This window comes from Pseudomonas helmanticensis (genome assembly GCF_900182985.1).
GTDB lineage: Bacteria > Pseudomonadota > Gammaproteobacteria > Pseudomonadales > Pseudomonadaceae > Aquipseudomonas > Aquipseudomonas helmanticensis.
Genome location: NZ_FXUY01000002.1, coordinates 687,061 through 701,982, shown reverse-complemented (window position 1 = coordinate 701,982; position 14,922 = coordinate 687,061). Strand labels below are relative to the sequence as shown.

Sequence of the window (14,922 nt, the reverse complement as noted above, 5' to 3'; positions counted from 1 at the left end):
AGTTGGATCAGATTGAATAGAAAAAGTTGTGCCGACTTGCGCCGCATGGTCAATACACTGCGGCGCGGTTCGGTAACGTTCCCCCAAGATGAGATCTGGTAGCCAGGAGTCTCAGCGCATAATTATCCCGAAATTCCGAGTGTCCTATTTCCCTGGCAAGGCGACATATCAGCCTATTTTCGAACTATGTCGCCGTCTCCATAAGGGCAACGATCGTCATCCCCTGTGCTTGGATTCTTGCTTAGCGAAACGCATCGAGTCGATGACCAATCGTAGACACGAGTTGGTGGTCCATGTACGTCGCTTGAGTGAGGACACGCCTAGACTTTCCTGACCGATTGCAGGAAGGTATCCGACAATCAGTAGCTCTCCTTGCGAAGATTCGCGCTGTGATCCTCACGAAGTGCGTCCTCAAGGTAATAGTTCGATAGCTTGCTCAAAATTCTCGCTACCTTCGGATGCTCGTATTGAGCGTGCTCTGCCCACCGGCTGTATTTTTCGACGAGCTGGTGTTCTAGATTGCCCCCATCCCATGGGCCTCGAGTCGTCCCGCCGCGGTTGTTCACGGTGCTTATAAAAAAACCGGCTCGCATTTGCTCGTATTCGACACGCTCAAGAATGTGTCGTAGCGCGGAACATGGCCAAGACCCATCCGCATCAGCAGGGCAATTTGCGAGGATCTTACCGAGGTAATATTGCCCGTGTTCGAATCGGCCATTGTCTTTACACAGGCTCAGGGCTGCGTCGATAAAATTTGTAAAAGTGTCGGAATTTATAGTCCCATCAGAACACGCTCCCGGGACTTGACGGCAGTTGAACAAAACGCTGGCGGCCGCTCTCGCTATCGCGGCTGTCTGTTCATCAATAGCTTCCGTATTGGAGTTGGCTCCATCTGGTACGCAAGCGCTCTTTATGAGATGAGCAAATAGCTCCGGATCGCGTGTTACGGCCTTGAAAAGCACTTTCGATTTCGGCTTTTGCATACCTTGGAAGACAATGAAGAGATTCAGCTCAAGCTGTATTAATGATCCCTCTTCGATAGCACCAGATGATTCCAGTCGCTCGAGCGCTGAGTCAATCCTCCGCGCTTGGGGCATTGGTTGATGTGGTTCGGCTCCCTCAGCAAATGTTTGAAGTAGGGCGAATAGCTGTTGAATGTCGATACGCTCAAAACCACGGTCACAGCACATCAAAGCTGTTCTCGGCCTTCCTGCGGAGAGGAGCTGGTGAACAACAAAATCGGAGCACTCATTCCAGCGATGGTGCCAATCCCGCAAAGGAGCCAAGGACCAATATTGCGATTCAACATCCGGCCCTAATGTCCTCGCCAGTGCCCAGGTTTCTCTGTCTGCCCGCGCAAGACACAACAATCTCGCGGTTCGATCCGCTTCCCATGAATCGCCACCGTCCGCTTTCAACACTTCACGTATGAGTTCTAAAGCAGATTGCGCCGGTAGGGCTTTTAACAGCCCAGAGATACAGTCACTCACTTTCGAGGAAAGTGAAAAGTCTCCACCGGTTGTAGCGATCCAGTTTGGCCAATCTATGGCCCGAGCGGACTGGCCAGCCAGTGTGACGCCGATAGAGAAAGCGTCTTCGCCACTCTCGATTAACTGATCCAGGCCGTTATTACCCAGCTGGTGCAGGATCTCCCTTACTGCATAATTTCTTGAATCCGCAATTGCTTTAGATTGATCTGCTAAATCCGCTGCTCGGCTGGGGATTTGTGGACTTTGGTGAGAAAAGAGCCAGCTATGCCGCAGAATTAGATCGGAAGGGCACAGGCGGAGGTAAAGCTCATCGAACATTTTTAATTGCCGTTCGACAGAATCCACAGTGTGGTCATCGTCGTATTGCCAATCCCAGTTTAAGCGCCGGCGGAGCACTGCTCGCAAGATCAAGCGGTCTAGGTCGGTAGCATCTGCCTCGCCGAATGGACTCATCAACCTGAGTACTTCTTCTACATCTGCGCCGTTCCGGAGGTCGGTATTTTCGAGCAGCTTAACCAATCGCTGCGGATGACCTTCGCTCAGCTCGAACATGTGCCGCTTGGCAGTGAAGAACATCTCTCTGTCCTCCGCTGCATGCACGCCGTTGCCTGCGCCTATATCATCGTCCCTCCATTTTGGACGAGCTGATGGCATCGCATAGGTCAGGCTGTTGTCAGTCAACGAGCTGACCAATACGAATGCCGCATCTCTATCTCGATTGCACAAAATACCAAGTACTTTCAGACGAGTTTCCAAATCCACGGCAGTTTGGGGTAACCACGTTCTGAAAAGGCTATGAAGGGTTGCAGCGGGGGTCTGTGAAGAGTTGTTGCCGCACGGCACGTGAGTGAGCTTGGCCAATGCCATCACGACGCGACTGAACAATTTGGGGGACCAAGCAATCGTTTCGAAAGCCCAAAGAAGGCCGCAATGCCAATGGCCCCCGTGTTCTTCGTCGGACTTAGTAATCATCTGAGCGACTGGTCTGTCGGCACGATCGAGACTCCGCTCAACGGCATCGAGAAACGCTTCCGGTGCAGCCTCGGCGAGCGCGGGTAGATGAGAGTCCAACGACAGCCAGCGTGCGTCATTTGCATTCGATAGGAGTTGTTCGACAAATCTATGGACGCGTGCTTCGAGCTGAAGCTTCCTGAGCGCGGGGATCTGCGGCCCGAATACCGCTAGGCGTATGAGCGTGTCGCTGAGTGAACCGATTAAGAGTCCTGAGTACGGGCGAGCTGTATCGTAGAAAAGGTCGACATATGCATTGGCACCGTCGCCCATGCGATCATCAGTTCGGGAAAGTAATTCTGAAGAAATAGTAAAGAATCGATCGACCTGGTTTCGTGTGATACGGCCACCAGCCAGGTTTAATAGATCGAGCGTGGACTTCACCTTCCAAACGGAACCGATATTCATGACGGGCGATTCGTCGGCTTCGGCCAGTTGGCGAAGATCCGCTTCAAACGACTCGTAAGTGCGGCCAGCTAATGATTCGACAATTGACCTGTCCGCCTCATTTTCCTCATTCCAGGCAGGTAGTAGGCAGAGCGTCGTTAGGCAGGTTGCATCGGTGGTTGCCGTCCAGATGGGTGATTTTATGACCCACTCCGTTGCGTGTTGTCGGCGTAGAACCGACCAAGAGCGACCTGTGCTCAGTGCATAGCGCTTGGCGTCGGAGGTATCCATACCCATCGACACCAAGGCTCGCTCAAAATCGTAAATATGAGGCCGTTCTAGAATCAACTGGTGCTTTAGCGTTTCTCGCTCAACGCCGTGCGAGGCATGCGGCATCACAATAAGTAGATCGCTTCGAGTGCTGGCGTGCGCAGCTACTTCATGATCAGCGGCGATTGCAATGGTCACTTGGGTATTCATATCGACATACCTCCAACCATCGATGGTGGTGACCACTAAAGCCCGATCGGCTAATTCTCTTTGCTCAAGAAATGAAGCGGCAGCAAACGCAGCAATCTCTTCTACGCTGTCCCCTTGCATGATGATCCTTGCGCCATGCGCAGCTACAGTCCTGCCGGCGTCGATCAATTGCTGCTTCACCAAGGAGCGATCTGTAAAAAAGGCTTCCGCTGTGATTGCGGGGCGACATTTTGTGGACCATTGCTGCCACCGCCGCTCCAAGCTTTCGACCCCTGCGCCTTGCAGGCCAATCTGTTCCGCAAACTGCAACGCGATGGCCGGGAATTGTTCGAGCCACTGTTCCAAATCGTCGGCATCGATGACCTTAATTCCGGCCCATTCATTTTTGAGGCGCTCTGACGCTGCCCATAAGTCTTTTTTCAGCCAGCGGCGTGGGGTGACAAAGACGAATGTGGCAACAGCTCGAGCTGCCCGAGGGGTCTTCTGCGTACGTTTGAGAAAGTCGCTTTTGCATTTGTTATCAACCGCAACGTCGCAACCGATTTCCCAGCAGGATGTGCCGCTTGGTACCCAGGCATTTTCCTCACTTGTCACGAGCAGCCCATCCCAGCCGGGTCGAAAAGTCGAGTCGCCGGCGGGAAATGAAATTTCATGGATTTTCCCGGCTTGATAGCACAGCCGCCGAATCCAAAGCGGAAGCTGAGTCTGAGCGTCTTTCGCGTGTTGACTAACCCAATCTATGATTTGCGAAGCGGTTATGTGCATGCGGGCATTTGCTGTATGTGGAAAAATTTTGCCCAGTATAAAGGCTCATTTTCCCAGAAATGCTAAAACGCACGTGATCGACCGTCAGTTAGCCGCGGCGGTGGCACCGATGCGGATGTAGTTATAGGCCAGGGTTTTGAGCCGAATTGTCTGCGAATTGATGCGCGCATCACTGCGTCTGTTTCCACCTTTCGTGATACTTGGCGGACAAAGCTGGAGTGCTTGGATCAATGCAGTTATTGGCCAAGACAGGGTGGGATCACTCGCATCATGAAGCAACGATCAGCAGCGAGAGATCTCGACGGCGGCCGCAAGAAAGCAAAAGACACGGCCGAATTCATGTAAATCCATGATGTGCAATTTCAAAAACATAAAGTACCCATACCTCTAAACGACAGCCCTTATCCCTCTACGAAAATTACTTTCGCCTCGTTTGAAAATCGCGCCTCGAAATGTTTTAAGAGTTTCACAATTTTTCGACGTGACCCTTTCGAGGAGTACCGCATGACCGTTCCATTCGGCTATTGGCTGCTGGTTTATGCCGCCATTGCCATTATCGCGCTGATCGTTCTGATCGCCCGTTATCGGCTTAATCCTTTCATTGTCATCACCCTGATTTCAATCGGCCTTGCTTTGCTGGCGGGGATGCCGCCGTCCGGTGTAGTCGGCGCGTACGAAGCCGGGGTTGGCAAAACGCTGGGGCACATTGCGCTTGTGGTAGCGCTGGGTACGATGCTCGGCAAGATGATGGCCGAGTCTGGCGGCGCCGAGCAGGTGGCGCGCACTTTGATTGATCGCTTTGGCGAAAAGAATGCGCACTGGGCGATGGTCTGCATCGCGTTCTTGGTCGGGCTGCCGCTGTTTTTTGAGGTCGGTTTCGTGCTGCTGGTGCCGATCGCGTTCACTGTGGCGCGCCGCGTTGGCGTGTCGATCTTGATGGTCGGCTTGCCGATGGTCGCCGGGTTGTCGGTGGTGCATGCGCTGGTACCGCCGCACCCGGCCGCAATGCTCGCGGTGCAGGCGTATCAGGCCTCGGTCGGACAGACGTTGCTTTATGCGATCTTGATCGGCATTCCGACGGCGATCATCGCCGGGCCGCTGTACGCAAAGTTCATCGTGCCGCGCATTCAGCTTCCCGCGGAAAACCCACTAGAACGCCAGTTTCTCGACCGTGAGCCACGCGACAGCCTGCCGAGTTTCGGCATCACCATGGCGACAATTCTGTTGCCGGTGCTGCTGATGCTGATCGGCGGTTGGGCCAACCTTATTTCCACACCGGGCAGCGCCTTCAACCAGTTCCTGCTATTTATCGGTAATTCGGTCATCGCACTTCTGCTGGCCACCTTGCTGAGCTTCTGGACACTCGGTATCGCTCAGGGCTTCAGCCGTGCATCTATTCTTAAGTTCACCAATGAATGTCTAGCACCCACTGCAAGCATTACCCTGCTGGTCGGTGCGGGCGGTGGCTTGAACCGGATTCTTGTGGACGCCGGCGTGACCGATCAAATCGTCAGCCTTGCTCACGAATTTCACCTGTCGCCGCTGATCATGGGCTGGCTATTTGCTGCGTTGATGCGCATCGCTACCGGTTCTGCCACGGTAGCCATGACTACCGCATCCGGGATCGTGGCGCCAGTGGCCATCGGCTTGGGGTATCCGCATCCGGAGTTGCTGGTATTGGCCACTGGAGCTGGTTCGGTGATCTTTTCCCACGTTAATGACGGCGGGTTCTGGTTGATCAAGGAATACTTCAACATGACCGTCGCTCAAACCTTCAAGACTTGGACAGTACTGGAGACCCTTATTTCGGTAGTCGCTTTCGGATTGACTATCGGTCTCTCCTATTTGATCTAACTCTAAGACTCCGATCCCTACCCAAAGGCTCATGGCCCCTCCATCGAGCGCGACGTTGTGCGCGCCAGTGCTGGGTGCCAGCGACGGATTGCGCTCGTTCAACATCCAAAAAAACATAAGAAATTCACCTTGGAGCACCGCATGTTCAAGCGAGTAATTCCCACAGCACTGATGTTGGCCACCGGTTCGATGTGCGCACAGGCAGCCGACTCTGCCTCTCGAGGTTTTTTAGAAGACAGCAAAGCCACGCTGTCGATGCGCACCTTGTATTTCAACAGCGATAACCGAGATGGCGCGGCTGCCCCGTCGAAAACTGAAGAGGCCGCGCAGGGTTTCGTGTTGCGCTACGAGTCCGGTTTTACCCAAGGCACGGTTGGTTTCGGGATCGACGCGCAGGCATTGCTTGGCGTCACGCTGGACAGCGGCAATGGCCGACACGTTGGTAGCGGCATGATTCCGAGTGACGGCGACGGTGCTGCCGATGCCTGGAGTAGCTTCGGTCCGACAGCGAAAATGCGTGTAGCAAACACCGAGTTCCGGTACGGCACCCTTATGCCAAAACTGCCGATCCTGCTGTCGAATGATGCACGTGTATTGCCGCAGTCGTTCACCGGAGCACAGATCACTTCGAACGACATTGACGGCCTCATGCTGACCAGCGGCGTTCTTGAACATGCGGTTGGCCGCGCCTCTACCGATCGCACGGGTCTCTCGGTTCCAGGTGGTACCCGCGACAGCAACAAGTTCTACTTCGCCGGTGGTGACTACTACATCACCAAGCAACTGAAGGCGCAGTATTACTTCGCGCAGCTTGAAGACTTCTACAACCAGAATTTCTTCGGCCTGACCCATGTGCTGCCGATTGACAGCAAAAGCTCGCTAACCACTGACTTGCGCTATTTCAACACCACCTCGAATGGTGCCAATAGTTCTGCCGCCGGCCGCGCGCAAGGTTACCGAACATCCGGCTACACCGATGACAATAACGGTGAAATCGACAACAACACGTGGGTAGCGATGATCACATATGCCAACGGCGGGCACACGGTTTCAGTTGGGCATCAGGAGGTGGGTGACGGCAGCAACTTCGTCCAGCCGAACCAAGGTAACCTGGTTGATAAAGGGGCGGGCGGTGGCAGTGTTTACTTGCCTACGGACAAGATGATCCAGAACTTTGCACGGGCAGGAGAGCAGACCGATTTCGGTCAGTATTCCTATGATTTTGCGCCGCTGGGTGTTCCGGGCCTGAAGGCATCCATCGTTTATTTGAAAGGCAGTGACATCAAGGCACACAGCAGCGGCGATCAGTCTGAGTGGGAGCGCGATATGACCTTGGATTACGCGCTGCAATCTGGCTCGCTGAAGGGGCTCGGGTTCAGCGTGCGTAACGCCAAGTCACATACTGATGCTGGGCGGAATGTCGATCAGAACCGCTTCATCATTAACTACACGCTATCTTTGCTATGAACTCGAGGATTGAGCTGGGATCGACTGGCTCACAATTTCTGAAGTGCGTTACGCGAACTGGCTCACGAGAGACAGAGCTATAGGGTGGTGCACAGTTGCTGTGCAGTCCTATTACGGCGCGGGGGGGGAATGTCCCCCTGATGCTGGACTTGTGAAACGAGGACGGCCTGCTCATTACGCCTTACGTGGACGCAGTGCCGTGGTCAGTCTACCTTCGCGATCGAGGCGGGCCAGATCGTCGAACCCGCTGATATGTTGATCCCCAATGAAAATTTGAGGGACGGTATGCCGACCGCTTCGTTTTACCATTTCTTGCTTAACGATCTGGGTTCGCACAAGAATTTCGGTGTAAGGGGCACCCTTAGATTCCAGCAGTTGTTTCGCTGCCCTGCAATATGGGCAAGTGCTGGTTGTGTACATAATGATATCGGGCATTACGTGCACTCCTCGTGCCGGTGTTTTAGGCTGCGGCTTTTGCTATGCGAGCGTGTACAGCACAGGTAGCAGGATGCTTCGCCAATGATTTGAAGCTACGATTATCGGAGTCGAGAGCGTCCACCGATCCGGTTTCGATGTCGTAAATCCAGCCATGTAAATTCAACAAGCCTTTTTCTTGGGCGATGCGTACGGATGGGTGAGTCTGAATGTTCGCCAGTTGGGCGATGACGTTTTCACGAACCATCGAGCTTACTTTCGCGGCATCACTGATGTGATGACGAGATTGGTTGATGACTTTCGCAGATTCAGCGTGTTGTAACCAACCGTCGACCGCTGGGAGATGATCCATGCATTTGCACTTCGCGACGGCGGTCATCGCGCCGCAATCCGAGTGTCCACAGATCACAATATCGGTAACACCCAGCACTGCGACCGCATATTCCACTGTTGCAGAAACGCCGCCAGGATGAGGGCTGTAAGGCGGAACGATGTTGCCGGCATTGCGGATCACGAACAATTCGCCCGGCTCTTGCTGCGTCAACAGCTCGGGAACTACGCGGCTGTCGGAACATGTGATGAACAAAGTTCCTGGATTCTGCGTTGTTGCCAAGTGCTGGAACAGTTTCGTCCGCTGTGGAAATGCTTCTTTTTGGAATTTCAAAAAACCTTCGATAAGTGCTTTCATGATGCTTGCCTCTAGCAGAAAATTAAGGGGAAGTGAGATCAGTTCGAACAGCCGTGACCTATGACGCTGTACTCAACAATTCGAATGTCACCGTGCGAGTCTTTGTAGGTCATCTGCACGGGCACTGGACCGCAGATGTCTGCTGCTTCAGTAATGTTGATGACCTTGGATATATCCAAGTGCATGCCGTAGACGTACCGAGTTGCGTCGGGCTTGAGGGCAACTTCTTGTGCGAAAGCTGACATTGAGGCCGTCAGAGACAGGGCGAGAATCAGAATTTTGTTCATGACAAATCCTCCAGCTTAATTTGGTGGTTGATAAAAGCTATGCGTTTTTTGGAAGCAGGCCCGCGGTAGTTGCGGGCCGAGTTAAATTTTTAGTTGCGCCATTAAAAAGGACGCAGTGGTAGGAACTTGCCATCGAGAGTGATCACTGCGCGGTGCCCACCTTCAGGATCTTCCACCTTCTTCATGTTCAGTTTGAAGTTGATGGCACTGATGATGCCGTCGCCAAATTGTTCGTGTACCAGTGCTTTGAGGGTTGTGCCGTAAATCTGGATCATTTCGTAAAAGCGATAAACTGTCGGATCGGTCGGGACGCCTGACAGACTGCCGCGCAACGGGATGATTTGGAGGCGGGATACCGAATCGTCGTCCAAGTCCAGTTTTTTGCCGATCACTTTCGCCGCCGCTTCGGGCAGTGGGTGTTGACCCAGCAGGGCTGCGGTGACGTAGGCCAGGCCAAGGCCGGTGCCTTCAGTTACCTGTTCGAAAGACAGGTTCTTACGGGCCTTGGCGTCCAGGATTTTGGCTGTGAGTTCAAGGCTAGAGTCGTTGTAAGCGTGGGACTGTTGCATGGTGTGTTCCTATCGAGAGTGATTTAGTTTGTCTTGCTTAGTGAGTGTTGCTTGGTGTGAAGCCATATTCGGCGTACTGCTCGATATCGTCCAAGACCGATATACAATGCTTCGTATAAGCAGTTCCTATAGATCCATTTTTATATATTGTGGAGACGTCATAACCGTGCATGGGATGGGTGGGCAGAATTGTGTTCTCAGCCTGATGCCCCCTATGATCCTTTGCTGATCGATGGTTGCGAAGAACGGGGTAGGGGCGCTGAGATGAGAACAGGGTATCGGTGGCGGGGATTTAGGAGTTTCGCCCCGACCAAGTCGCGACTTTGAATTGGTTAACGCCGGCTTATGGAATCAAGTCCGAGAGTCTTGAGGCGCCTGATTGATTTGAGCATTGCAATACACTTCTCATGCATGGCTGATGTGAAAATCCCATGCCGCTATATTCGGGCTCCTGCCGGCTAAGCCCACAAGCACAAACCCTCTGAGTTGTGCCGTACCTCCTCTGCTGCGCGAGATATTGACTCCCCTGAAGCTGCTGTCGAAATCGTTCGGCGGAGAGCCTACGAATCGCCTCGTGTAAACTTTTGAAATTCTTACAGTTTGAGGCAAGCGGAAGCACTCGAGTGATCAAGCCAGATGTAGTCGCTCAATGGTGTTGGTGGAGCCGCCGGCTAGGCACTCACCTCTCATAGGCATTCTCGCCTAGTTGATCTGCATCCAATCCGGAATGCTCCGATGCTTCTGTCACGCGGACAGTTATGAATCGGTTGATAACCCAAAGCATCAAGTATGTGAAAACAAATGCCCAAATGCTCGAGCAGACAACCACGACGACCTGCTTGTAGAAGAACTCGTATCCGCCGAAGATCAATCCGTTTGCACCGTTTGGATTCCATGCTAGCGAACCAAAAATTCCGAGCAGTAGAGAGCCAATCAGCCCGCCCATGCCGTGAACCCCAAACACATCGAGAGCATCATCCAATCCTAGCTTGTGTACCAACACTACGGTCGCATAGCAGACACAGCCAGCAACCACGCCGATGAAACATGCTGTGGTCAGTGATACGTAGCCAGCGGCAGGCGTGATGGTTGCCAGGCCTGCGACGGCCCCGGTCAGGAGGCCAATGAAACTAGTACGTTTCTTATGGATGCGCTCGACGATTAGCCATGTAATAGCGGCAAACGATGCTGAGAGATCTGTCGCTAGAAACGATGACGCAGTGATCATGTCCACACGCAGTTCCGATCCTGCGTTGAAGCCATACCAGCCAAACCAGAGGAGCCCCGTACCGAGAGCAATCAGTGGAACATTGTGCGGTCTGTCCCCTGTTTTTTTCCTTGCCCCAACGAACATCACGGAAGCCAGCGCAGCAAAGCCGCAGGTGTTGTGCACCACAATTCCACCGGCGAAATCGAGTACTCCCCACTTTGCAAAGAGACCATTGGGGCTCCAAATCATGTGCACAAATGGAAAGTATACGAATATCAACCAGAAAGTTAGAAAAAGCATGTAGGCTTTGAATGTCACCCGATTCGCGAACGCACCGGTAATAAGCGCTGGAGTGATTATGGCAAACATCATCTGATATGCAATATGAACAATGAGTGGTATTCCCGCATCATTAGCTGCGAAGATTGCTTGCGGAGTTACGTGATTAAAAAACGCGTAATATGTCGGGTCGCCGATTATTCCATACCATGTCGGACCGAAACACATTGAATAGCCAAACATAAACCAGATGACAGTCGTCCAACCCATGGACGCGAAGCTTTGAATCATAATAGTGAGCACATTCTGGCGAGACACCAGCCCGCCATAGAAAAAAGCTAAGCCAGGTGTCATTAACATGACAAGGCTGGTACAGACCAACATGAAGGCTGTATTACCTATATCGATTGTCGTCGTTAGAGTTTCCATGGCATGCCTGCTTAATTACCGACAAGGTGGAATTTCCAAAATGACTTGATTGTCCCCGGCAGCCATTCATTCGGTCGGCCGGGGGCGCTGCACTGATGTCGATAAACGTCGCTTACCCTCGCGGCGGAGTACCTTCAGCGTTAGAAACAACAGCGTCAACCTGTATCCGCGCGTCTAAAGGCAAAGCCTGTACTCCCACAACGGTTCTAGCAGGCTCGCCTCGTGGGAAAAAGGCGCCGTAAACTTCATTAACAGCGTCGAGGTCATCAAGGTTTTTTAAATGGATAGTGATCTTCACCACATCGCTCAACTTGTGATTTACGCTCGCTACGATTGCCTTTATGTTCATCAGGCACTGCGTGGCTTGTTCTGTAATAGAATTACCGATAAGTTTTCCAGTATTAGGATTCAACGGTAGCTGCGCGGATAAGTGATTGTAATGAGAAAAAGCCACTGTTTGCGACGACATATGATCCTTTGGGGCTAGTGCGTTATTACTTGATTTGATAATGATGCCATGCCTATCTTCGGCCAGCTGAGGAGGAGTGCCATTTCCGTGTGACACTATTGCTTCAACTTGAACGCGAGCCCCTCTTGGCAAGCCTGTTACGGCAACCACTGATCGAGCGGGGAGATAAGAAACTGCTCTGGCGACAGCTGAGTCAGGAAAGAATTCGGAGTAAACTTGATTAACTCTATCAACATCTGACAAGGACGTAAGAAAGATGTTTATCTTAACAATGTCATCGAACGAAACGTTCACGCTTGAAAGTATTGATTTTATATTATTTAAACATTGTCTTGTTTGTTCTCTTGCGCCGCCCGGTACCAATTCATTGGTTTTTGGATCTATGGGAAGCTGGGCGGAAACGTTATTGTAATGAGAAAACGCGACGGATTGTGCTGACAAATTGTTGGCTGGCGCGTCCTCACTGCTTCTAGATACTTTTATTAGATTGGCAGCCTGCGGCGATCCCGGAATAGTGCCTTCGCCGTTTGATATAAGTGCCTCAATCTGCACTGATGCCCCCATGGGTAAACTCGATACAGATAGCAGGGTGAGAGTTGGGGTGTAACAGGGCAAAAAGTATGATTCGTGAATTTCAGTTGCCGTCTTGGTGTCGTTTATATCAGTAAGGTATATTGTGATTCGTATGATGTCGTCCATGAAGTGGTCGATATTTTCTAAAATTGCTTTAATGTTCTGAAAGCACTGCTTTACTTGTTTTTCGATACCTCCTGATACCAGTTCGCTCGTCATCGGATCAATTGGCAGTTGAGCAGAAATGTAGTTGTAATGCGAAAATGCGACAGTTTGCGAGTATGGGCCGATGCTTTTAGGTGCCTTTTCGGTATTTCTAGCTAACACTTCGTTAAAGCCGCTCATATATAATTCTCCGCTTTGTGCTTATAGGTTGTATTAAACACTCGCACAGGTTAACTGCGATCAAATTTCACGGCCCACCGGCGCCATCCGGTCCCAGCCTATGTCAACGCATTGCTTAGGTGTTTCAGCTAGCAAAATCAGCAGGTCAAGATCAGCACCCAGCTTATGCTTCGAAGATTTATCGTGGCGTGAACGTTTCAGGCCCTTGAGCGCGGCTTCTTCGTTCTGCTTCGAAATTGTCTTTTTTGGCGACATGGTCGTTCTCCGTATCCGCCTCCAAAGTCTAGCTTGGCGGTACGTTTAGATAGGCCGATCTGGCCGAAATATGACCATCGGTAGTTTGCAATGTTAATGTTGGAATTATAAATTTTGACTGTTTTGTAATATTGAATAAAGAGGCATGGTCGGGTATTGGTGAGCGGAAATAATCCGAATACGCGTTAAACCATTGTGGTTGACAACTGATTTGCCCGAAGCTTGCACTTTAGTAAAGGGTAGATGATGAATTCCAGAGCGATGTGTTCTTCGGAGACCTGCGCATTCACTCCAGGGGGGAGCAGCGAACCTGACCCACGCTGCGGAGTATTGCCTGGGGGGGGCGCGCTCCGATCATCGGCAGAAGGCATGAGCCCCCCCCCACATCCTCTGGATCCGTTCGCTCAGCGGTCAAGGCTTCTGTGATGGTTCAGCCCACAGATGCGGTGACGCTAACGCCTCAAGCTCGATTACGCCGTCGTGCCCAGGCGACTCAGATCATAAAAACGAATAGCTGTAGTTGAAGATCAAGCGTGTCTGATCAGTGTCAGGTAATGCGGAACCGTCACTGCGATAAGTGCCGTGGCGCAACGTTGTCCCGAATCCCTTCAGCGGCCCTGATGGAATGATGTAATCGATCCGCATATCTCGTTCCCATTCCTTGTGATCACTGCCACCGGCTACATCCTTAATGTCGTCGCCCCTGAGGTACGAGATCGAGGTTTTCAAGCCTGGTATTCCCAGCTTCGTGAAGTCATAGGAGTACTGGCCGAAGTTCGTTTGCTCACCTGCCCGGGAAAAGTTGCCAACAATGGCGTCGGTAAACAGGTAGAACGCAGTACCTCCGTTGCCCTCGGGACGATTCCGACCATCTACGACATTTCCCTGGTTGAGCCACACGAACCCGCCGTCGTCGCTTACGCTTTCATGACCTAGCAATATCGAATGTCCGCCGATGCTGTACGTAAACATGGCGCTCCAGGTTTTGTTATCGACCTCGCCAGGGGTTTTGGCATAGCCCCCGTTGTTGTTGAAACGGTATCCGACGTCACCGTTTTTTCCGTCTGAAGAGCTGTCGAAATAGCGCAGGTCAGTTTTGAATGATTGATCATTTCCTAATGGCAGCACGTGTACCAGGCCGAGGTAGTTTTGTTTGTAGTAGTTTTCCAGCCTGGCGAAGTAATACTGAAACGTCAGATCATTGGTCGCTTTCCAATCGCCGCCGGCAAAGCGAAAATCATTCGAGTCTTTGGTACCGCCTGCTATCGCTAGACCGGTGGAGTTGCTGGTGGCCCGACCGGAGGATTGATCAATTTTGCCGGCGGTGAGAGTGAGCCCATCTATCTCTTTGGAGGTGAGGATGCCACCTCCAAAATTTTGATAAACGAGCCGCGAGTCAGTAGCGACGAGTATTGGAAGATTGGGTGTGAAGATGTTGCCGACACCTAACTCTGTTTTTGAGAGGCGCGCTTTCAGGGTGCCGCCCACTCGGCTCCATGAATGAGCTGCGGAGCCGTCACTGTCGCTGGGGAAGAATGTATTCGCATCGGGGTGGTGACCTCTGCCTCCGTCCAGGTGGACAGCCACCAGCGATGCCACGTCCACGCCAAAACCTACCGTGCCTTGAGTAAACCCGGATGTGAACGCGAATTTAAGTGCCGTTGCAGTTTCGCGCTGGTCGCGTCCACCGTCTCGGTTGTCGTTCGAGTAGTAGTACGTTCGATTGCTGACAGTGGCCTGACTGTCTTCTACGAATCCATGCTGCTTGGCATCTTCGGCATTTGCGCCGATTGAGAGGCCAGCGAGAATGAAAGCGGCTGGCAAGGTCGTTCTTTCCATAAAAGCTCCTGACACGTCGGCGCTGATTGAAAAATGACCCACCCAGCCGATTGAAAACTGAGCCAGTGCATATTGGAATTTTTGTAGTAC

At 52.1% G+C, this 14,922-nt stretch carries 11 protein-coding genes; 2 read left to right on the top strand and 9 right to left on the bottom strand.

Annotated elements, in window-relative coordinates:
- Positions 1-359: 359 nt before the first annotated feature.
- Positions 360-4,133 (bottom strand): hypothetical protein, encoded by a 3,774-nt coding sequence (locus QOL84_RS25940; RefSeq protein WP_283439076.1) that lies wholly within the window; start codon positions 4,131-4,133, stop codon positions 360-362.
- Between the two features lie 504 nt (positions 4,134-4,637).
- On the opposite strand from QOL84_RS25940, the gene QOL84_RS25935 reads away from it, so the two are divergent.
- Both QOL84_RS25935 and QOL84_RS25930 read left to right on the top strand, forming a co-directional pair.
- The gene (locus QOL84_RS25935) at positions 4,638-5,987 is read left to right on the top strand and encodes a GntT/GntP/DsdX family permease (protein ID WP_283439075.1); all 1,350 of its coding nucleotides are present in this window, start codon (positions 4,638-4,640) and stop codon (positions 5,985-5,987) included.
- A 141-nt stretch (positions 5,988-6,128) separates the two neighbouring features.
- Positions 6,129-7,454, top strand: a complete 1,326-nt coding sequence (locus QOL84_RS25930; RefSeq protein ID WP_283439074.1) for an OprD family porin — start codon at positions 6,129-6,131, stop codon at positions 7,452-7,454.
- A gap of 174 nt (positions 7,455-7,628) precedes the next feature.
- Here QOL84_RS25930 and grxC read toward each other — a convergent pair whose 3' ends face one another.
- The 8 genes from grxC to QOL84_RS25890 all read right to left on the bottom strand — a co-directional run bounded on the left by grxC (position 7,629) and on the right by QOL84_RS25890 (position 14,832).
- Positions 7,629-7,889, bottom strand: a complete 261-nt coding sequence (grxC, locus tag QOL84_RS25925; RefSeq protein ID WP_283439073.1) for a glutaredoxin 3 — start codon at positions 7,887-7,889, stop codon at positions 7,629-7,631.
- Between the two features lie 25 nt (positions 7,890-7,914).
- Complete coding sequence (locus tag QOL84_RS25920) at positions 7,915-8,577, bottom strand: carbonic anhydrase (protein ID WP_283439072.1); 663 nt, start codon at positions 8,575-8,577, stop codon at positions 7,915-7,917.
- Between the two features lie 38 nt (positions 8,578-8,615).
- On the bottom strand, positions 8,616-8,864 hold the full coding sequence (locus QOL84_RS25915; protein WP_283439071.1) for a DUF2790 domain-containing protein: 249 nt from the start codon (positions 8,862-8,864) through the stop codon (positions 8,616-8,618).
- Between the two features lie 101 nt (positions 8,865-8,965).
- Positions 8,966-9,433 carry a cyanase gene (gene cynS, locus QOL84_RS25910; RefSeq protein WP_283439070.1) on the bottom strand — a complete coding sequence of 156 codons (468 nt, stop codon included), beginning with the start codon at positions 9,431-9,433 and terminating at the stop codon, positions 8,966-8,968.
- 679 nt (positions 9,434-10,112) lie between these two features.
- Positions 10,113-11,351 (bottom strand): ammonium transporter, encoded by a 1,239-nt coding sequence (locus QOL84_RS25905; RefSeq protein WP_283439069.1) that lies wholly within the window; start codon positions 11,349-11,351, stop codon positions 10,113-10,115.
- A gap of 112 nt (positions 11,352-11,463) precedes the next feature.
- On the bottom strand, positions 11,464-12,738 hold the full coding sequence (locus QOL84_RS25900) for a RidA family protein (RefSeq protein ID WP_283439068.1): 1,275 nt from the start codon (positions 12,736-12,738) through the stop codon (positions 11,464-11,466).
- Between the two features lie 60 nt (positions 12,739-12,798).
- Complete coding sequence (locus tag QOL84_RS25895) at positions 12,799-12,993, bottom strand: hypothetical protein (protein WP_283439067.1); 195 nt, start codon at positions 12,991-12,993, stop codon at positions 12,799-12,801.
- Between the two features lie 498 nt (positions 12,994-13,491).
- Positions 13,492-14,832, bottom strand: coding sequence for an OprD family outer membrane porin (locus tag QOL84_RS25890; protein ID WP_283439066.1), 1,341 nt, complete (start codon positions 14,830-14,832; stop codon positions 13,492-13,494).
- Positions 14,833-14,922 lie beyond the last annotated feature (90 nt).